Annotated in this window: 20 protein-coding genes; 3 read left to right on the plus strand and 17 right to left on the minus strand. The window is 69.3% G+C overall.

What is annotated here, in order from left to right:
- Positions 1–235 precede the first annotated feature (235 nt).
- Positions 236–1,522: a serine--tRNA ligase gene (serS, locus tag ACIGO6_RS27470; protein WP_334540764.1), complete on the minus strand. Its 1,287-nt coding sequence runs from the start codon at positions 1,520–1,522 to the stop codon at positions 236–238.
- A gap of 376 nt (positions 1,523–1,898) precedes the next feature.
- Between serS and ACIGO6_RS27475 the strand changes: the two genes are divergently transcribed.
- Positions 1,899–2,510, plus strand: coding sequence for an HD domain-containing protein (locus ACIGO6_RS27475; protein WP_366841726.1), 612 nt, complete (start codon positions 1,899–1,901; stop codon positions 2,508–2,510).
- A 10-nt stretch (positions 2,511–2,520) separates the two neighbouring features.
- Here ACIGO6_RS27475 and ACIGO6_RS27480 read toward each other — a convergent pair whose 3' ends face one another.
- The 6 genes from ACIGO6_RS27480 to ACIGO6_RS27505 all read right to left on the minus strand — a co-directional run bounded on the left by ACIGO6_RS27480 (position 2,521) and on the right by ACIGO6_RS27505 (position 7,228).
- Positions 2,521–2,988, minus strand: coding sequence for an NUDIX hydrolase (locus tag ACIGO6_RS27480; protein WP_399880870.1), 468 nt, complete (start codon positions 2,986–2,988; stop codon positions 2,521–2,523).
- Positions 2,989–2,995: 7 nt separating this feature from the next.
- Positions 2,996–3,151, minus strand: a complete 156-nt coding sequence (locus ACIGO6_RS27485; RefSeq protein ID WP_199880944.1) for a hypothetical protein — start codon at positions 3,149–3,151, stop codon at positions 2,996–2,998.
- A gap of 262 nt (positions 3,152–3,413) precedes the next feature.
- The gene (locus ACIGO6_RS27490; protein ID WP_006143135.1) at positions 3,414–4,235 is read right to left on the minus strand and encodes a DUF317 domain-containing protein; all 822 of its coding nucleotides are present in this window, start codon (positions 4,233–4,235) and stop codon (positions 3,414–3,416) included.
- A gap of 16 nt (positions 4,236–4,251) precedes the next feature.
- Entirely contained in the window at positions 4,252–4,542 is a 291-nt protein-coding gene (locus ACIGO6_RS27495; protein ID WP_061915897.1) for a hypothetical protein, read from the minus strand.
- Positions 4,543–4,644: 102 nt separating this feature from the next.
- Positions 4,645–4,998 (minus strand): DUF317 domain-containing protein, encoded by a 354-nt coding sequence (locus ACIGO6_RS27500; protein WP_006143137.1) that lies wholly within the window; start codon positions 4,996–4,998, stop codon positions 4,645–4,647.
- An 829-nt stretch (positions 4,999–5,827) separates the two neighbouring features.
- Positions 5,828–7,228 (minus strand): Shedu anti-phage system protein SduA domain-containing protein, encoded by a 1,401-nt coding sequence (locus ACIGO6_RS27505; protein ID WP_399880876.1) that lies wholly within the window; start codon positions 7,226–7,228, stop codon positions 5,828–5,830.
- Positions 7,229–7,476: 248 nt separating this feature from the next.
- On the opposite strand from ACIGO6_RS27505, the gene ACIGO6_RS27510 reads away from it, so the two are divergent.
- Positions 7,477–8,655: a hypothetical protein gene (locus tag ACIGO6_RS27510; RefSeq protein WP_399880879.1), complete on the plus strand. Its 1,179-nt coding sequence runs from the start codon at positions 7,477–7,479 to the stop codon at positions 8,653–8,655.
- A gap of 207 nt (positions 8,656–8,862) precedes the next feature.
- Positions 8,863–10,386 carry a gamma-glutamyltransferase gene (locus ACIGO6_RS27515; RefSeq protein WP_399880882.1) on the plus strand — a complete coding sequence of 508 codons (1,524 nt, stop codon included), beginning with the start codon at positions 8,863–8,865 and terminating at the stop codon, positions 10,384–10,386.
- Positions 10,387–11,043: 657 nt separating this feature from the next.
- Here ACIGO6_RS27515 and ACIGO6_RS27520 read toward each other — a convergent pair.
- The 10 genes from ACIGO6_RS27520 to ACIGO6_RS27565 all read right to left on the minus strand — a co-directional run bounded on the left by ACIGO6_RS27520 (position 11,044) and on the right by ACIGO6_RS27565 (position 19,663).
- Entirely contained in the window at positions 11,044–12,084 is a 1,041-nt protein-coding gene (locus ACIGO6_RS27520) for a SpaA isopeptide-forming pilin-related protein (RefSeq protein WP_399880885.1), read from the minus strand.
- Between the two features lie 53 nt (positions 12,085–12,137).
- Positions 12,138–12,626 (minus strand): hypothetical protein, encoded by a 489-nt coding sequence (locus ACIGO6_RS27525; RefSeq protein ID WP_399880888.1) that lies wholly within the window; start codon positions 12,624–12,626, stop codon positions 12,138–12,140.
- Between the two features lie 30 nt (positions 12,627–12,656).
- Positions 12,657–13,523, minus strand: a complete 867-nt coding sequence (locus ACIGO6_RS27530) for a DUF317 domain-containing protein (RefSeq protein WP_399880890.1) — start codon at positions 13,521–13,523, stop codon at positions 12,657–12,659.
- 31 nt (positions 13,524–13,554) lie between these two features.
- Positions 13,555–14,175 carry an HAD family hydrolase gene (locus ACIGO6_RS27535; RefSeq protein WP_399880893.1) on the minus strand — a complete coding sequence of 207 codons (621 nt, stop codon included), beginning with the start codon at positions 14,173–14,175 and terminating at the stop codon, positions 13,555–13,557.
- Positions 14,172–15,317, minus strand: a complete 1,146-nt coding sequence (locus ACIGO6_RS27540) for an MFS transporter (RefSeq protein ID WP_390830420.1) — start codon at positions 15,315–15,317, stop codon at positions 14,172–14,174. Before ACIGO6_RS27540 ends, ACIGO6_RS27535 begins: the two co-directional genes overlap by 4 nt.
- A complete protein-coding gene (locus ACIGO6_RS27545; protein ID WP_399881358.1) occupies positions 15,314–16,540 on the minus strand; it encodes an ATP-grasp domain-containing protein in 1,227 nt (408 codons plus the stop codon). Before ACIGO6_RS27545 ends, ACIGO6_RS27540 begins: the two co-directional genes overlap by 4 nt.
- 213 nt (positions 16,541–16,753) lie before the next feature.
- On the minus strand, positions 16,754–17,056 hold the full coding sequence (locus tag ACIGO6_RS27550) for a hypothetical protein (protein WP_399880897.1): 303 nt from the start codon (positions 17,054–17,056) through the stop codon (positions 16,754–16,756).
- Between the two features lie 32 nt (positions 17,057–17,088).
- Complete coding sequence (locus ACIGO6_RS27555) at positions 17,089–18,324, minus strand: MFS transporter (RefSeq protein ID WP_399880900.1); 1,236 nt, start codon at positions 18,322–18,324, stop codon at positions 17,089–17,091.
- A complete protein-coding gene (locus ACIGO6_RS27560; protein ID WP_399880903.1) occupies positions 18,321–18,824 on the minus strand; it encodes a regulator in 504 nt (167 codons plus the stop codon). The genes ACIGO6_RS27555 and ACIGO6_RS27560 overlap by 4 nt, the downstream gene beginning before the upstream one ends.
- On the minus strand, positions 18,821–19,663 hold the full coding sequence (locus tag ACIGO6_RS27565; protein WP_006143148.1) for a winged helix-turn-helix transcriptional regulator: 843 nt from the start codon (positions 19,661–19,663) through the stop codon (positions 18,821–18,823). The genes ACIGO6_RS27560 and ACIGO6_RS27565 overlap by 4 nt, the downstream gene beginning before the upstream one ends.
- Positions 19,664–19,697 lie beyond the last annotated feature (34 nt).

Raw genomic sequence — 19,697 nt, forward strand, 5'->3', positions numbered from 1 at the left:
CGCCAGCCGGGCAGCGGCCGAACAAGTGAACCTGAAACCACGTCAATCCGCCCTGACCTGCTAGTCAACCACTCCCGCGCAGCGGGGGAACCTCAAGCCCGCAGCAGACTGGTCACCGCATCTTCGCCAGCACCAGACGTGGTGTGGAGAGGTCACACTGCGATGGCTGGCTAACCGGCGTGGTTGGGCATTCTGACCTGGGGCCCACCCGTGTTCGACAGACAGCCCGCTCAGCTCAGGCCGAGGGCGGTGCTGTCAGGACACCGCTCGGGATCCACTTGCGCAACACGTCGGGTACCTCCACCGTGCCGTCGGCCCGCTGGTGCTGCTCCAGCAGCGCGGGCACAAGCCTGCTCGTGGCCAGACCTGAGCCGTTCAGCGTGTGGACGAACATCGACTTCCCCTGTTGCGGCCGGTAGCGGATGTTGCCACGCCTCGCCTGGTAGTCGCGGGCATTCGACACCGAGCTGACCTCGACGTACGCCTCGATGCTCGGCAGCCACACCTCGACGTCGTACGTCTTGGCCATCGCTGCGCTGGTGTCCCCGGCCGCGAGTCGCGTGATCCGATAGTGCAGGCCCAGTCCCTTTACCAAGTCCTCCGCTCTGCCGAGAAGCTCCTGGTGTGCGGCGTCCGAGGCGTCCGGGTGGGTGAACTGGAACAGCTCGACCTTGTTGAACTGGTGACCGCGCAGGGTCCCCCGTTCAGCCGTGCGGTAGCCGCCGGCCTCCTTGCGGTAGCACGGCGTGTACGCGACGTACTTCCGAGGCAGCTCGGTCTCGGGCAGCGTCTCGTCCCGGTGCAGATTGACCAACGCTGTCTCCGCGGTCGGTAGCAGGAACCGCTCCGGACCGTGCTCCCCCTGCTCCAAGGCGAAGACCTCGTCCGCAAACTTGGGGAACTGGCCCGCGGTGTACCCGGCCGCGAAGGTCAGGATGTGCGGTGGCAACACGAACTCATAGCCGTCCCGCACATGGGCCTCCAGGAAGTGGTTCAGCAGCGCCCACTCCAGGAGCGCGCCGTCGCCCCGGTAGATCCAGAAGCCGCTGCCGCCGAGCTTCGTGCCCCGCTCATAGTCGACCAAGCCCAGAGTTCGAGCGAGCTCCACATGGTCCCTGGGCGTGAAACCGAACTCCGGACGCTGGCCGGCTTCACGAATGACCTCGTTGTTCTCCTTGCCCCCGGCCAGCACGTCCGCGTCGGGTAGGTTCGGCAGCGGATCAAGGAAGACCTGACGCGCATGCTCCAGTTCGATGAGCCGCGCCCCGACGGCGGTCAGCTGCTCGCCCACGGCCGATGCTTCACCGTGCAGACTTGCCACGCCCTCGCCAACCCGCTGCCGTTTCGCGATCTCGCCCGAGATCCTCTTGCGCTCCCCACGGAGGCGTTCCATCTCAGCCCGCACCTGTCGGTAGTCGTCGTCCAGTCGAAGAAACTCGTCGAGGTCGACGTGGACCGCCCGCTTGGCTAGCGCCTGCTGGACACGGACTGGGTTCTGGCGAATCAGGGTGACATCGATCATCCTGCCGTGCTCCATTCGATCAGTCATCATGACGTGATCCCTTGGGAGCGCGGGCGAGAAGGGGCAACTCGCGGTGCCACCGCGCCTTCGCCACCAGCAGATGGTGGCCTCATTCACGACCCGGTCACGGGGGTCAACCGGCGGGGCATTGGACCTTCCCTGAGGCCGTTCCTCCCCGCACTCGGGAGGGGATTCACCTGGGGCGCGAGGCTGCCTTCCCAGCTGCCAGCAGCTCTCTCGGCTCGCGTGATCCCTGGCTACTCGTCTCCGTCAACGCGTTGCCCGGAAGGATACGTACGCCGCGATCGGGTCCGCAATCGAGAAACGCTTCGGCGGCTCCCGCAGCGTCCAGGCTCCCCCTTTGCGCACGGCCAGGATGTCCAAGACGTCCTCGCCGTCGCTGCCATATCCTCCCCAGGTGGCAACGACCAAGGTTGACTGGGCGTACGAACTGGCTGGTGAGCTGCTGAGTAGCAGCCTCCCGCGCAGGTGGGCACACTCGCAGGGCGTTGCCGCTTGCGCCCAGACGCTGGCGCCGCTGGCCGGTAACAGCGCCGAGGTGCTGGAAGCCGCTGCGGTGCTGCATGACATCGGCTACGCGCCCCCGCTCGCCTCTACCGGATTCCATCCGCTGGACGGAGCACGGTACCTCCGTGACGTGCACGGGGCGGAGGGACGGGTTGTCCGCCTGGTCGCGAACCACTCGTATGCGCTGCTCGAAGCCGCGGAGCGTGGCCTCCGGACTGAGCTGGCCGACGAGTTCCCCCTCCTGGATGATCCGCTCCTCGTGGACGCGCTGGTCTACTGCGACATGACCACGACGCCGGACGGCCGACGGACGACGCCCCATGAGCGGCTGCAGGAGATCTTGGGCCGCTACGGCGAGGACAGCGTGGTCGGGCGTTTCATCCGCCGGGCCGCCCCGCACATCCACGCGAGTGTGGATCGGGTGCGGGCGGCAGCGGTCGAGGCCGGCGTGGAGCTGTAAGTCCGAGCGGTCAGCCGAGGTAGGGGTAAGCCCCGGTCAGGTAGTGGCCGATCTGCTCGTGCATGCTCGGGTGGATGTCGAGCTTGTCCAGGTCGTCCGGGTGAACCCAGCGCACGCCGTCGGCCTCCTCATTGACGGTGGGCTTGCCCCCTACGGGGCGGCCGATGTACACGGCCTCGTACTGCTGCCGGATCTCGCCGTCGGTGTACTCGATGATGTGCTCCGGGTTGGAGTAGACGCCGAGGAAGCCGGCGACCGCCGCGACGATGCCGGTCTCCTCCTCGCACTCGCGGACGGCGCACTGCGCCGGGCTCTCGCCGATGTCCTGGGCTCCTCCGGGCAGGGCCCACTGGCCGGTGTCGCGGCGTCGCTGGAGAAGGATGGCGCCTTCGTCGTTGACCACGAGCAGGTTGCTGGCGGGGATAAGGGTGTTGGCCTTGGGGGCCTTGGGGTCGTGGTAGTACTCGGTCCTGCCCACGGCAGTGCTACTCCTGTCTGTCGGGCGCCCAGGGGCGCGCGGATGCCCACACGGCCTCGAAGCTGTCGCCGTACCGCTGGAACCACTCCCCGCCGTCTATGTTGCGGAGCTGGAGTAGCGGGTTGGCGCTCGCCGGCTGGCCCCAGATGTGCGGGTTGACCATGAGGTGGTCGTCGTAAGGGTGAACATGGACGAACGATGGCACTCCGGTCTGACAATCGGGGCGAGATCGCGGAACGCATCGTCTGGGCAGGCAAGATGGCACTGCTGGTGGGGATTACGGGTTCTGTCGCCGCTGTCGTCACATACTGCCGTCACGGTCCGAACCCCTCAGCGCACCGGCAAACACAGCAGCATGAAGCCCGCCCTTCCCGAAATCGGGGAGGCCGGGCTTCATGCGTCGAATGAAGGACGGACACCGGCGTTCAGCCAGCCGGGGCGCGCAGGAGCCGGTCCCGCGTGCTCGCCGGCAGCACCCGGCGCAGGACCGGTGCGGTCGAGCTGAGCGAGGCGGCGAACGCGGCGACCAGGTCGTGCGGGACGCTGGCTGCGAAGGACGCCGCCCACAGGCACTGCGTGCCCAGCGCGGGCTCGGCCCATGCCTGCCATCCGGCCGGTCCCGCAGCGTCGGCCTCGGCGACCAGGGTGCGCGGGTCGGCGTCCTGGATGAGCGGCGGCACCTCGCCAAGGCTGATGTGCGAGGTGAACGTCGGGTCCGTCGCTGCCGCCTGGGGCTGGTCGATGTCGCGGAGCCAGCCGTGTGCGGCGACGGTGTCGAGGACCAGCTCGGGGCCGGCGAGCGGCAGGGCGGGCTGGTCGCGGGCGTCGAGCGCGACGAGGAAGTCGGTCACGGCCTCGCCGGGGACGTCGGGGGTGAAGTAGGCCGACCACTGGGCGAGCGGGTTGTTCGTGTCCGCACGGGCGGAGATCTGCCAGGCGATCGGCAAGTCGCCCAGGTGGAACGGCTCGTCCGCCAGGCTCCACTGCGCCCAGCAGCGCGCGTCGGGGCTGATGTGCAGGACGGTGCTGCGCAGGACCTGGCGGTCCTCGGGTGCTTCGTCCGGCTCGTGCCGTCCACGGACGATCGTCAGGCTCGTCCAGCCCAGGCCGGCGAGCGTGTCGGCGACGGTGTCGTAGAGGCGCCCATCGTCACCGGCCAGGTGCCGGGGGCCGACCCAGAACGCGAGCTGGCCGCCGCGTGGAGTGGACGGGTTGGGCGGGAATTCGGGGTACAGGGGCGCCTCCAAAGGGCTCGGTGCGGGTCTAGTTGCCGCCGGCACGGCGGCGGGGGCGGCGCGGCGGTGCCTGCGTGTCGCCCTGCCAGGTCAGAGCGACGGCGACCTCGGGCGGCAGATGGCCGAGCTGTGAGCCCTCGTCTCGGCCTTCGGCGAGGTAGACGACGGTTTGGCCGGTCTCGTCCACGGACTGCACGACTTGCGCCAAGCGGTGTGCCATCGGAAAGAACGGGTTCATGGCCTGGCGGACGGGAGCACTGCGGTCGCAACCAGACAGCAGGTCGATGAGATCGCCGACGGTCATCTCCGTGGACGTCATGAACGGCCTCCTTGGGTGAGGAAAACGGTGAGCGGTGGAATCAGCCGGCGGCCTGGCAGTCAGCCGGCCACCCTCCCAGCGAGGACTACGCGTGGGGCACTGTCATACGCGACGTGAGGTTTCCAGCACGCGCGCCACGGCGGCAGCGACGATGTCGGCCGGCGTCTCGGTGTCGAACGACAGCTGGTAGCCGCGTACGTTGGCCGTGCCGGTGACGGCGATCTTCCATCCCTCGCCGTCGGTGCCGGGACGACCGAGCGGGAACCAGCCGAGGTAGAACCGGCCGTCCTTGGAGCTGACGTGTACGTCCGCACGGTCGTCCACGATGAGGTTGAAGTCCTCCGCGGAGAACTGGTCCATGACGAGCGTGGGCTGGCCAGGACCCAGCTGCCACTCGCGCAGCCGCAGGGCTTCGACGGTGGTGGAGAATCCAGGGCCGGCGGGAGCCACGGTCACGGGTAATCACCTCTCTGACCTGGGGTTTCTTGCAAGGTCGTCTACGTTGACATGCTCTCGCGCACGTTGGCCAGTCCTTCCGCGATCTTTCCTGTCTGCCCCCGGCGAACTGCTGTCCTTCGACACTGAAGTTAGTCGACGTCGTCGCTCTGATCTGGGGCGACTGGCTTCCTTGTCAAGGCGTCTGCCCTCTCGCCACCCGGCACAGGACGGCGAGGAGTCCTTGGCTTCGCCAGGCGCGAAGGGCCAGCCCGTCGCAACGTCAATCCCACCGTCGTGGCAGACGTACTCGGCCCCGGGAAACTCGCGCAGCCACACGGCCAGAGTCGGGGCGGAGCGGTCGGGCAGGACGTCAATCCGCTCAATTGACGGCGTCGATGCCGAGGTGCTTCGCCACCCCGGCGATCTGGCGGCCAGAGGCGCAACCGTCCGGCGATCGCCATCCGGGATCAGGTTAAGGTTTTCCGGGCCAGTCCGGTGGCGATGAGGTGTTCCCAGACCGTGAGACCTCGTCTTTCGCCCATATCCCACGCGATGTCGGTCTCGTCGGGACGCCACAGGGAAGCGGGGGCGATCCCGGGGTCGTTCCAAACCGTCTAGCAGGGAGGCGATTTCCGATTTCGCTGTCAAGGCGTCTGGGTTGGCGACGCGGGGCTTCGGCTTCGCCTGGGGGGAACTGCGCGACCCCAGACGTCGCCGCGGCGACACCCTCAACCGCCCGCGAGGCATGGGGAGCTCAGCACCGGAGTATTCCGGCGGGCGACGTAGTGCGTCAGCTGATCCTCAAGACCGCGAGTTGGCAGACCCCATCAGGCCCGTGTCCGGCGTGTCAGTCTTCCTCGTCCCAAGATTCATCGAGTTCGATGTCCAGGGCTCCGATGCCCATCGGCGGACGGGACGCAGCCGCTCGGACGAGCCAGTCATAGGTGCGGATCTCAATGCGATTCTCTTCCAAGAACTCGTTGCGCATCGCCTCGGTCGGCGCGCCAGGGTTGTCGCGTCCAATGATGATGAGTCCGGGGGGATTCACCCGGATACCTTCAAGCCCTGTGCCGCCGCGGTCCTCGGGAGAGCCAGCTGTGTGGAAGTGTTCTGTGATCCACCGGCGCCAGTCCCGGATCTGCTGCGTGGCCTTGCGGAGCTCTTTTGAGGGTTGCCCGTCGTTGAGGACTAGCCGGGCGGTGGGGCTTTCCAACTCGACGAGCCGCCAGATCACGCCCATGGACGTGACCCCGCCGACTACGAAGTCGGCCACGAACTTGTCAGCGAACCGCACTTGGTGCCTGACGAAGGTGTGGTGGTTGCCGGTGACCAGGTGCCCGAGGATCTGCGGGTGCTGTTCCAGGACGAGCTGCATCGGTCGTTCGTCCGGAGCCTGAGCGAGAGCATCTTCCAGAGCGCGCAGATCACCCAGGTTGGGCGGGTCTTCTACCCTCCACTTGTGCAGCCGCTCCAGCTGTCCAGTGCCCAGCACATGCGCGTTCTTCCGCCGAAGCGCGGACTGTTGCTGCGCCTTGGCAAGGGCATCCACGTACTCCTGCTCGCCTGGCCGAATGATGCGCTGCACGTGCTGTGGCCACGCCCACTGGCCACCACCGCCACGGAAGTAGAGCCTTCCCGAGGCAGCGATCGAGGAGATCACGTCGAAGCGGTCCCCGGGCCCACTGCGGCAGACAACCACCTGGCCGGGCTCGGGCTTCCAGATCTCAAGGCTTTCCGCCACACGCTGAGCGTGTAGGGCACTGATCCATCCGTGGGCGAGCTCCCGATCGATGCCTGCATCCGGCACGACAGCACCGGTCGACTTCGCTAGATCATGCAGATACGAGGACTGCCCATAGGTGCACTCGCGGGCTCTGCCCAGTTCGAGCGGCCCCCGCAGATGCATGCGCAGGATGCCCGCCGCCACAGCAGCTGGAGTGTCTCCTGCTAGGTCCACATCCAGACCGGCAGCAAGCTCCAACTGCGCCGCCGTGGGAGCGGAACGGTATCGCTTCAGTTCCGCCGCGACCGACGCCCACCGTGGTGCGGTCACCGTCATCGCTCCTTTGCCGTACAGGTCATCATTCAGATCACAAAGTTCTTCCTCTCCGGCCAGCAGCTGACTTGTTTTGCGTTCGCTCAGAGCTGGGCGGAAGACACGCTGCGTGAGGGTATCGATACCACCCCGGACGCGGGGAGAGTTCCCCGAAGTCGGCATGTGACGAAGCCGCTGCGCCACCAGCGCCACAGGGCGATCAACCTCGCATGACTGGGTTGCTGTCGCCGACGCCGAACGGCCGGGTTCACTGTCAAACGTCTCGCTCGCATGACGAGGGACAACTGCCGCCCGACGACATCGGATGGCATTCAGATGGCGTCACCGCATCTCACGACCGCTGGCTGCTCGGTGGCCCATCTGCCACAGATGGGAGACCACTTGTTTCCCGTGCCAGTCGACCATGCCTCGTTGTCAGTGCCTTGCGACACACTTCGAGGATGATCCTCGTACTGATCGAAAACCCACGCCTGTTGGTCGCCTTACTCGCTCTGATCGCAGCCGTCTACGGTGCGCGGCGTGCATGGGTGCGCTGGGCGCGCCCGGTGGTACGAGCCCGGGTAGATACCTTCTCGGCCGACACCGAACGCAGGATCTCCACCGCAATGCGGGAGGCCCTGGAAGGCGTCGTGACCCGCGGACCGGAGACTCGTGGCCTTGTCGCTGTATCCGTCCGGCGCTGGGCGCGAGCCATGCCCACGACCATGGTCTGGCAGCTCGCCGTCGTGCTCGTGGTGTTCCTGCTCGTAGACCTTGGCCCCATACCGCACGACATGAAGACCTGGGGTGCCGCAGCGCGTGGGGAGTGGGATGCGATAAAGAGCCTGCCGGGAAAGGCCGTTGCTCTGGGGCAGCATCCGGGCCGGTTCTTGCCGCTTCGGTTTCTCTTTTTCTGCTTGATGTTCGGTCTAGCCCTCTTGGTGTGCTGGCCCGCGCACCTGGCGCGTTCAGGAGGCGAGGCTCAGCTCACCGGTTCGCCGACGCAGACGCATAGGCGCGAGGCCGCCGAAGCTGCCGCACTGAACTGGCCGGTCGTGGCACTGGCCGTGTGCGCGATCCAGTGCGGCCGTGCGTATCACGAGTTGCAGCGACAGTCCCAAGCGCCGACGGGAGTGCTGGAGCGCAAGCCAGTCTCCGTGAGGCGAGCGGAGAACGTGATCAAGCAGGCATGGCGCACGTGCTATCGGGTCGGCCCGTTCAACGGGGTGCGCCGCCACGACCGGAACGTGCTCAAACAGCACGCCGAAAAGGTCATAGCCGCTCTGAGGAGTGCCGAGAGTCGCCAGTACAAAGACCCCTCGGGTGCGCTGCCCGAGTTGGCGACGATGCTCTTGGTGATCGCCGAACGGTACGCACAAGGCCGAGTCTCACAGCTGCTGGACGACGAGCAGCTCGAGAACGTACAGGTCCCGCGGGATTGGGGGTGGCTACGGCTGCTGTTCGGCGGAGTGCTGATCACAGTCGCGCTGGTTGGCGTGGCACAGATAGGGCTACCCGACACCGCCGTAAGCCCTGTAGCGGCACTGCTCATCACGCTGGTTCTCACCATGGTCTACCGAGGACGCCTTCCGAGCCTTGGCGACCTGATCGACATCATGCGGGGTGCGGATCGACGCTAGCCGATGATCATCAGCGCCCAGCACACCAGAGGTTGTCCAGGATTGTAAGACTCACCAGCATGGCCGTGGCGCAAAGAGAATCCAGAACCAGCGGGCCAGGAGCGCAATTGCGGCCGGAGGGCGCTGGAACCTACCTCGGCCCCTGTCCGTGATGCTCCTTGATACCCGGCGCCGGGAGACCTCGAGGCCCGTGCCAGAGTGATCGACATGATCCCCGCAGACGTTCCCGACGAGCCGCCGCTCACGTATGCCGACAGCTTCGACGTGCCGGTCCTGTTCCGTAACGGGCCCGCGAACAAGCCGCGCAGACAGTGGCGGACGGCCGAGCATCAGCCGTGGGCCGGGTCGAACGGCTTCCCGGAGGCCGACGGCTGGTACGCCCCGACCACCACGTGGCGGGAGATCATCAAAGCCGCCACCGAGGTCGGCCGGGACGTCACCCCGCACCTGCAGAACCAACCACGCTACGCACACGGCGAACTGGTCGCTCGGGTTTCCCCGCTGTACGCCTACCTCGGCGCGCACTCCGTCGAGCCCCGTCACCCTGTGCCTGGGTCCAAGGGACGACGCCTGACCTGGAACCCGGTGTACGCGCACGGCACCGAGCGCAGCGCGAAGAACGCCGCCGGCTACCGGCTGGGCATGACGATGACCGAGTGGGCCTGCCGCTCGCTGCTGGGCCTCGGTCAGACTCAGCATCTTGAACTCGGCGGCCCCATCCCGGCTCTGTACGACACGTTCAAGGATCCAAAGAAGAAGCTGCCCGACCTGTGGGGGCGCCACGAGGCAGAGGAGATGTACTGGCTGATCGAGGCCAAGGGGGGCGACGTCGGCCTGGGCACGCTTCGCAAGGGGTGGGCGCAGCTGGCGGCCGGCAGCAAGATCCTCGGCGCGTACGCGCACCGCACCGTCCTGGTCGGAGCATCCGTACGGCCCGGTGACGATCTCTTTCTCACCATCGACCACGACCTGCACCCCGGCCAGCCGCCCATCAGCCCTGACGGGTCCGGCATCGACGAAGAGGCGGTGGGCCCGGGCAACCTGGAAGACCACCTCAGCGACAGCAACGACGCGCTCATCGGCGCGGCCCGCGCCCAGATGCTCACCTACCTCGCCTTGCGCTCCGCTCCCGCCTCGCAACTGCGCACCGTGCCGGTGGCCGCCGACCGCACTTCCCGCCGCCGACGCACCGGGCTCACCACGCCCCTGGAGCACGACGGGCTCACCCTGGCCATGCGGGCCGACGCCCGCGGAGCAGCGCTCCAAGCCGAGCAGCAGACCTTGCGCGCCGGTATCCGCTCCATGGGGCTCGACGACTTCCTCACCTGCCGCATCCCCGGAACCGAAGTGCATCTCGGCATGTCCCGGAAGCTATTCGCCGCCTGCGAGCGCCTCCACGAGGAAGACCTAGCCATCGCCCGGCGCACTCCAGGACTTCGCGCCGAGGACGAGCCGAGCTTCGACCAAGAACTCAGCGACGAAGCCCAGGAAGAACAGCGGCTCACCCAACGGCGAATCTTCCGCGAACAGCAGGAGGAAGCCCGCCCCCGGCTGCGCCTCTTGCTCCGCGACGCCTACGAGCGGGGTGCGACGAGCGACTGGAGCGAACTGCTGCGCCGCCCCCAGGAGCCGGCACTCGACCTGGAAGGCGACGCGAGTCTTCTCGAAGCGGCGACCCCAGAGACGTACCTGGCTGTCAGTCGCTACCACCTGCCCCCGGTACGCGCCTAGATCTCCACATCAACCGACCCCGAACGGTGGCGGTGCGTTCCTGGGAGCCGCTCACCCAACCTGGATGACAGGGCGGTAGGTCAGCTGCGGTAGGTCAGCTGCCGTCGGCCAGCTGGAGCACCGTACGCACGGAGACGATTCGCTGATCTTGGGGCGCGGCCGACAGTCGGAGGCGGGAACTGATCACCGGCCGCTGGTCCTCATCGGCACCCCCAAGGGCGGTCCGCAGCGTCAAGGGCATCACGGGCCGCTGGTGTGGCGGGAAGTTCCCTACCGATTGTGCGTCCGCGAGCGCCGACTGAGCGTCAGCGTGCGTGGTGCTCAGGTGCTCACGCGCCCGCCCCTCAGTGTCCAGGGTGGATCACGACTGCGTGGCGGAACGGCAGTCTACGGAACCGCCGGCTGCACCCTGTTGGTCCTGGCGGACACACAACTCCAGCAGCGTCGCGAGGCGCAGATGGGGCCTCCTCCGGATGGCACCGCCTCCCATCCGGGCGAAGGAAGTATCGCGTGCGCCGCCCGTCTCACTCCCGTGTGAGGTAGCCGACTTGTTCCAGGTCCTCGATGATGCTCTGAACGGTGCGGTTCGGCGTCGATAGACGCCAGCAGGCCCCCGGATTCGCTTCACGGGGGCCTGCGGCGGTGGTTGATGTTCGGCTAGTTGGTCTTGCTGTTGTCGTCGGGCTCGGACTCGGTCGTCGTACGACGGCGGACGGCGACCAGGGTGACGACGCCCGCGATGACGAGGATCCCCGCGCCTGCGGCGATCCAAGGCGTGGCGTCGGCACCGGTGTGGGCGAGGGAGCCTGCCGGGGTCGGCGGCGAGGAGTCGCCGTCCGGGGCCGTGGCTGCGGTGGACGAGGAGTCAGCATCCGCTGTGCCGGTGTCCGGCGCTGAGGGCTTGACCCCGCCGGTCCCGTCGCCCGGCGTGTCCGCAGGAGTCGCGGTGCCGGTGGGCTTGGACGTCCGCTTGTCCGAGGGGTGGGGCTTCGGGCTGGTGGCGGTTTTGGTGTTGGTAACGGTCACCGTCACCGGAGCGCCGGGGCCCGCGGTGAATGTCTTGGACGGCTTGTAGCGGTCGTATCCGGCGGGTGCCTTGACCTGCTTGACCCAGAACTCCATGTTCCGGCTCGACACCGGCAGCTCCCCTGAGGCCGTGCCCTTGTCCCCGGTCGTCAGGGTGAGCAGCGTCGATGTGCCGGTGCCGATGTTCACCGTTGCGCCGGGCAGGAGCTTGCCGGTCTTGTCGTCCTTGGCCTGCAGGAGAACCTTGGCGGCCTTGAATGGGTCGGTGATCGTCAGTCGCGTGGTGGCGCCAGGCGTGATGATGACGTCCTGGTCGGCGACAACCTCGTGGAGCGGGCTGTTGGAGGCGGTCTCCTTGAGTCGGTAGATGCCCGGGGCGAGGTCGGGGAAGGTCAGCTTGCCCTGCGCGTCGGTTGTCCCGTGTCCGGCCTCCTGGCCAGCTGAGTTGAGCAGCAGGAACGCGGCGCCGGGGAGCCCATCGCCGGCCGTGTCCCTGGTGGTGATCTCGACGCTGCCCGCGTCCGGGGCCGGTGTGTCGGCAACGGTGGCCGACGCGGAGGGGGTCGGTTCGGAGGGTTGGGCGTTCGCGGCCGGCGCCCAGGTGAAGGTGCCGGTCACTGCGGCGACGACTGCGGCGGATCGGACGGCGCCACGGACGAAACGAGCGTGCACGAGAAAGGGGGCTCCTTGATCGGTTGGTGGAAGGTCGGTCACCGCACGGGGATTCAGCGGGTGCGGGCTTGGCTGCGGGTGGCTGGCGGGGCGGGCGCCCGGTGCGCTGCGCGGCTCGCCGCGGGGCTTGGCGTGGTCGCGGCCCAGGCGCCGGGGAACCAGACGGTGGTGTACTGCTCGATGGCGTCGCGCAGCCCGGTGGTGACGGCTCCCTCCCAGGGTGGCCGACCGGGGCGGCGGTTGGTGCTGAACGTGCCGTACTGCTTGGTGTTCGGCCGGGTGTTGTGGGCTTCGCCGCGGCGGTGGAAGGTGCCGTGATCGAGGAAGCTGAGGGCGACCACGTCGATTTCACCGCGGTCCGGGTGGATGACCGCCACACGAAGTCCGCCGTAGGTGTCCGCGTGGACGGTGGCGGTGAAGTCGATCCGCAGCCGCAGCGGTGCGCCCGGGACCGGGGCGGCGAAGTAAGTGGCGCCCACGACGGCGTGGTCGTGGAAGGGGAGGCACAGTTCGGCGAAGAACTCGGCGGCGTGCAGGGACAAGGGGGATCTCCGGTCGGGGACGGGCCGGCGCTATCGGCGCGGGCCGGGCAGGGCCGGTCGGCTGTTGGTGCTCCACCGAGGGACACTCGCAGCCGGCAGCGCGGCCGGCCGGCGAGAGGCAGCCCGCTGCACGTCGAGCGGAGTTGGGGCCTGCGGCTGCGGTGGGATGATGGGGGTGAGCTGGGCCATGCCCTCGATGTAGCTGAGGGTGTCCTGGCGCCACCGGGGAAGCGGAGCCGGATCGGCGACGCACTGGGTGACTGCGGTGAGCAGGGCGACGGGGGTGTCGGTGCTGGCCGTCGCGTACCAGACGGGCCGGTCGATGGATCTTCCCGCCCACAGCTGCCAGCGAGCGTCACGGGTGGTCAGCTCGGCTTCCGGATCGAGGTCCCCGGTGGTGAACTCCAGACCGGCGAGGCCGTCCGGGGCCTGGACGGCGAACACGCCCCAGCGGGGACGGTCGATCTCCCAGTCTTGTTGCAGGAGAGGCACGACGGCGAGGAAGGGATCGTGCTCGTCGGTTCCCGAGACCGGTCTGGCGAGGTAGGCGTCCGGCCCCTGTTCGTAGGCGGTGGCGAGGGCGGTGGTGAACGCCTGGACGAACTCGGTGGGGACGCGGTCGTTGAAACAGACGCCCCATGTCGGCGGGCCAAACTGGTCCTTGTAGGCGTTGATGCGCCAGAGCCCGTCGTCCTCGCCTTCGGGCAGGTAGCCCAGGCGCATGCGCCGGTCGGGAGCGTTGACGTACACGTTGCCGAGGTCGTCGTGCTGGACGTCCCAGCCATGGTCGATGAGCGGGGTGAGGGCGGGGTCGCCGGTGTTGGTGCTGCTGGCGAGATGGCGCGGTGAGACGAAGACGTCTCCGTCAGGCGTGTGAGGGTCGTCGTGGAGGGACACGGGTTCCTGATTGGCGGCGTGGGCGGATGAGTCAGTCAGCGGGCAGCAAAGCTGCTCGTAGGGCGTCGGTCGAGCCGGTGTAGTGCAGCGTGCGAAGGCCCAAGCGGGCGGCGGCCTGGCAGTTGTCGGGGCGGTCGTCCACGAACAGGACACGTCGTGGATCACCGACCCCGGTGGCCGCCAGCGCCTGCTGGTAGATAGCCGGGTCGGGCTTGCACAGCTGCAGGCGGGCCGAGTAGAGCGCCTGGGTCATCATTCGGCGCCAGTCGTGGGTGTCCAGCACCGTACTGAGGTGGGCGGGTGCGTTGGACAACGGCACCATCGGCAGTCCGTTGGCATGGGCGCGGCGCAGGACGGACAGGACGCCCTCGTCGGTCGCGGTCCACATGTCGGTGTCTGCGGCGAGGAGTTCGCGCAACAGGCGGGGGCCCGGATGGAAGCCGAGGACGCGGACCCAGTACGCCAGGTCGCTGAGCTGGCCGGCGTCGTAGAGGTCGCGGGCGTTCCAGAAGACGCGCTGGAATGCTGCGAGATCGTCTTCGGGCCAGGAAGCGGTACGGGCCAGCCGTAGCCACTGGGCGCGGGTGGGCTGCAGGCCGAGGACGCCGTTGTAGTCAAGGATGACGGCGTCGGGGCCGGTGGGGCGGGTCAAGGGGCGGTGTTCTCCAGGGCTCGGCGGGTGAGGGCGGCGAGAGCGGCTGCGAGGAGGGCGGGCAGCAGCAGGGCCGTGGGCAAGGTGGTGGCGCTGGCGAGGGCGCCGATGACGGCGGGGCCGGCGAGGAGGCCGAGGTAGCCGGTGACGGAGACCGTGGCGACGGCCCTCGGGCCGTGTCTGCCGGCGGCGGTGATCAGGGAGGGGACGGTGCTGGACAGGCCGAGCCCGAAGACCGCCCAGCCGGCCAGCGCCGCAAGCACGCTGCCGACCAGGACGCCGGTGGTCAGTCCGCCGGCGGCGAGCGCAGCGCCGGTGCGGACCACGGCAGGAGCGCCGAAGCGGGTCGTGAGCCAGTCGCCGGTGAGCCGGCCGATCGCCATGCCCATGCTGTAGAGGGCAAACGCTGTCGCGCTGAGGGCGGTTGTGGCGTGCAGCGTGTGCAGGTGCACTGCGGCCCAGTCGGCCGCCGCCCCCTCCCCCAGCAGGCTCGCAGCCGCCAGCGCACCCAACAGCCACACACCTCCCGCCCGGCCCTGACCGGCCCCCTGGGGCTCCGGCAGCTTGGGCTGGTCGGCGCCGCTCAGCGCGAGGGTGCGCGGCCCGGCCACGAGCACGGTCGCGGTCAGCGCGAGGCCGGTGGCCATAAACAAGGCACTGTGGGCTGTGCGCGCAGTGGCAGCGGCCAGGGCGGCACCGCCCAGGGCACCGATCGAGTACGCGGCGTGCAGGGAGGACATGACCGGCCGGCTGGCGGCGTTCTGGCAGCGAACCGCCGCGGTATTGGCGGCGACGTCCAGGACACCGTGCGCGGCACCGAAGGTGACAGCCGCCGCGAGTAGCGAGGTCAGCGTCCGGCACTGCCCCAGCACGGCGAGAGCCGCTCCCAGTGCGACAGCTCCGCCAATCAGGAGCAGGGGAAGTCGGTCGGGCCGGGCGAGTCGGCCGCCGGCCTGCAGTCCGGCAACCATGCCGACAGCGGCGGCGAGCAGGACGAGCGACAGGCCAGCGGTGGTGAGGTGAGCGGCGTGCTGGACGGCCGGCATCCGGGCGCCCCAGACCGCCATCACCACGCCCAGGCCGAGGAAGTAGCTGGTCAGCAGGACACGGCTGCGGCGCACGGAAGCGTCGGCGCGGGTCATGCGGGGCGGCCACCCGCAGCAGACTCGTCGGCCGTGTGCGGCACCAGGGCGACCTGCAGATGGCGCACAGCCTGCTTGGCGCGGGCCTGTGCGAGGTCCGCGGTGGGCGCGGTGGTGATCAGGTAGCCGATACGGGCGGTGAACATGTTGCCGCCGTCGGCCGGGAGGAGCAGCTGGTCGCCGACCTGGTGCTGGAAGTGCACGCGTTCCAACCAGCGCGGGCTGACGCCGTCGAATCCGAGGCGGAGCAAGGTGCCGGAGGTGTCAGGGTAGAGCAGCTGCATCGCGGCGGCCGAGGACCGGGTCGGGGTGAGGTCGGGGGCACGGCCGCAGGCGATGTCGGCGGCGGTGCGCGGCAGGTCGATGCCGGTGGCGAGCTGGACGAGATGGCCGATCATGTCACCGGCGATCCGGCCGTTGACCTCGACCAGCCGCGGCCGGCCGTCGACCAGCCGCATCTCGACATGGGAGACGCCGTCGGTGATTCCCAGGGCGTGGATCGCGGCGCGTGCCGCCGGTGCGACCACGTCGAGCAGTGGGTCGGCGGCGTCGACCGAGTGGGCCAGTTCCTCGAAATACGGCGGGGCGCTGACCGTCTTGCGGGTGACGGCCACCACGGTGGTCTCACCGCCGTAGGTGACACACTCGGCCGACACCTCGGGTCCGTCGAGATACTCCTCCACCAGCACGCTGGTGGACTCGAGTCCCAGCCCGGCCGCCTGGTCGGCGAACGCGAAGGCGGCGGTGAGCTGTTCGGGGGTGTCGGCGCGGATCACCCCGATGCTGGCCGCGTGCGCGGCGGGCTTCAGCACGACCGGGTAGCCGATCCGCTCGGCCGCCACCTGGGCCTCGGCACGCGTGCGCACGCTCACCGAGGCTGCCGACGGAACCCCGTGCTGGGCGAACAACGTACGGGAGGTGGCTTTGTTGCGGCATGCCTGCATGGCTTCCGGGGCAGTGGTGGGCAGGCCGAGCTGGCGGGCGAGGCGGGCGACCGGGACGAGGTACCACTCGGTCCACGTGAACACGCCGGCAAGGTCGTAGCGGTCGGCCAGGTCCCGGCCGGCGGCGGACAGCGCCGCCTGGTCGGTCGGATCGGACACGACCACGCAGTCCCGCAGGTACGGCGTCTCCCACGAGGGCTCTTCGCCGGTGATCAGGACGACGTCGTAGACGGCGGCCACGGACTGAAGGCAGTACCCGCGGTACGCCTCGGCCTCCATGTCGGATGCGGCGACGACCAGGACGACAGGACGGTCGGGCAAGAACAGGCTCCTCAGAATCTAAAGAGGGGGCAGGGATATGTGGACGGCGGCCCTCGGCGGCGCAGGGCCGCTGAGTGTCCGGCGAGCAGCCGCCGCGAGCGGGGCCGGCGGAGCAGAGCGGCGAAGTCGGTGCCGGCCGAGGATGCTTAGGCGGGAGGAAACCGAGAGCTGTCAGTCGGCACGACGGCGGCGCAACTCGAACGCCGCAGCCCATTGCGGGTTTTCGCTGATCAGCCGACGGGCGTAGAGGGCGGTGAAGTTGTTGTTCAGCCCGGCGACCCCGTACGGGAGTTGGCGGCGCAGGTCCTCGAAGAGGTCCTTCACGCCGACGCGTGTGGCGCCGGAGGCCAGACGTCGGGCGGCCATGCGTTCCAGGGCCCGGTAGACGTTCGGGTTGTGGGCGTCGAAGGCGTGGAACTGCTCGGTGATGGTGCGACCGGTCGCGCGGTGCGATCCGAGGGCGGCGATAGACATGAAGTTCTCCACAGGCTGAGGACGCAGCAGGGTCAGGTGCGCAGGACGGGATCGGTGCGAAGGCGGGCGAAGGAGCAGAACAGGCCGATGGCCTGCAGGGCGGCGCATGCGGTGATGACGTGTCCCAGTGCGTCGGGCGGGGCGAGCGCGGTGAGTACGCCGGCGACGGGGAAGGGCAGCAGGAGGATGAGGATGGTCGCCGACAGGGTGCTGCCGAACTTCTCCGGAGGGATCAGGCGGGAGCGCAGGGTGCGCAGGACGACCGTCATGCCTCCTTCGCCCGCCATGAGGACCGCGACTAGGACGAGGTAGGACCGGTAGTCGGGGGCCTGGGCGGCGGCGAGACAGCCGAGTGAGGCGAGGGCGGCGCAGGCGGCGCCGACCGGCCACAGACCGAGGCGGTCGATCGCAATCCGGCAGAATGTGACGCTGAGGAGCGTCGCTGCGGCAGCGGCGGACCAGACGAGGCCGACGGCGGTGGTGGACTGCCCGAAGTGCTTGACGACGATCACGGGGCCGGCCGCTTGGAGAAGGCCGGTGGCCAGGTTGGACAGGGCCAGCCCGGTCACGAGCCAGCCGAGCGCGGGCAGCGAGCGGATGGTGCGCCACCCGGTGAGCAGTCCGGCGCCGGACTGCCCCTTCGGCGCGCGGGCCGGTGCCACGGGCGAGGGCGGGGTGCGCAGGGCGAGCATGGCAGCCAGCAGCGAGAGCACGCTGATCATTGCGAGCAGCGGCGGCGGCCCGGCGAGCAGGAGCACTGCGGCGAACGCCGGCCCGGCCATGGTTGCGGTCTGGTCGATGCCAAGCAGGACGGCCTGGACACGGTGGGCCCGCCGTCCTGCTCGCCGTCCGGCGGCGGCGCCCGCGGTCTCGGCCGCGATATAGCTGAACTCGGTGAGCACGCCGGTCGTCGCCGCCAGCACCATCACGGTCGCGCCCGCCACGGTGCCGGACGGGTGGAGGTGGAGCAGGACCGCGCCAGCGGCGAGGGCCAGCGCCCTCCCCAGGGAGGCAAGGTGGAAGACCACCGAGGCACCGCGCCGGTCAACGACCGAGCCGGCCCACCCGAACGCAGCCAGCCGCGGAATCCACTCCAGGGCGAAGGCGGCGCCCGTCAGCGCAGCGGATCGCGTCGTGGCTAGGACAAGCAGCGGGATGCCGTAGGTGGACATCGCGAACGCCAACGCGTCCGCCGTGCGCGGCAGGTAGATGCTGCGCATCAGCCCGCCGGTGTGGCGTGCGTGCCGCGGTGTGACCGCTGCGCTCACGCGACCGGCTCAGGCTCGGGCACCCTGGCCACCCGGGGGTTGTCGGCCAGCCACTGGATCAGGAGGGTGCGGGAACGGGCCAGCCCCGCCTCGGCACCGTCGCCGGTCAGCGGAGAGAGAGCGTCGGCGCGCTCGGTGGAGAGCGACGGTGCCAACAGGTCGAGGACGTGCCGGATACGGCGGCTGAACTCGCAGACGGGGGCCGGGACGGCGTGACGCCGGGCCCAGCGAGCCATCGCGTCGTACAGGTCGGCCAACTCCACTCCTGCCTCGGTAAGTTCGAGACCGGAGCCGGGTGCGATCCGGACGAGGCCGTGGGCGCGGGCCGTGTCGGAGGCGCTTCGCAGTTGGTGCGTGGAGAGGCCGGGCAGGGTGCCGGCCAGCCGTCGCGGCGGTATGGCGCCGTTGTCGTCGATCTCGGTGACCAGGCGGATCAAGGAGCGCGAGGCGAGAAGTTCGACGGCGTGGCGTACTTCGGCAGGGGTGAAGGGGGTGCTCATCGGCGCGGGCCTCCCGCCGGGATGGCTGCCTTCGGGCGGGCGGTCGTTGCGTGCGAGAAGAGATCGCGGTGGTGCCACGCCGGAGAGGATGCGGTCGTGCGAGCGGGTGGGAGCGCCGCGGGGGTCGGCCGTGGCTGGCTGCTGAGCCACGGCCTCGGCGCGGGCTTCGCCTGCGGGTGTCCCCAGACCGGGTGTTGGGCCGCCTGGTCGAGGCTCTGCCCGGCGGACCAGGCGGACAGGGCGCCGAGCACGGGGCCAAGGCCGTCGCCGGCTGCGGACAGCCGGTAGGGCTGGCCGATGCCATCGGTGTCGACCAGGCCGTCGGCGACGAGCTGCCGCAGCGGCGGATAAATGTTGGTCCAGTCGCTGCTGGGCATCACGATCCGGGCCAGAGCCCGGCCGCTGACCTCCTGTCGGGACTTGAGCACCCACAGGATGGCGGCGGCGTGGCGCCGGGTGAGCAGGGTAAGGCCGTCCTCGATCTGCTCGATCGCGGGCAGCGGACCGTCCGCCTTCTCCAGGTGTTCCTCGGCCCAGGTGACGATCACCGGCAGGACCGGCAGCAGGGCCGCGCCACGTTCGGTGTGGCGGTAGCTCACGTGCCGTGCGGTGTGTTCGGTGCGTTCGACGAGTCCGGCGTCGCACAGAGACTTGAGCTTGGGGTGGAGCTGGCCGTTCTGCAGCCAGGACACCTTGGCCGCCAGCTCGCTGTAGCGCAGCGGCGGGCCGGAGAGGGCCAGGAGGATCCTCACGTTCCAGCGTGGGGTGATCATGGCGAGGGCCTCGGTGACCCGGGCGATGTCGGCGTCGGTGTCAGGGGGCAGAGCGGTGATGGCCAAGGGAGGAACTCCTGGGTGAAGGAAAGAGAGAGAT

The sequence above is a fragment of the Streptomyces sp. NPDC053750 genome, from assembly GCF_044544295.1.
GTDB lineage: Bacteria > Actinomycetota > Actinomycetes > Streptomycetales > Streptomycetaceae > Streptomyces.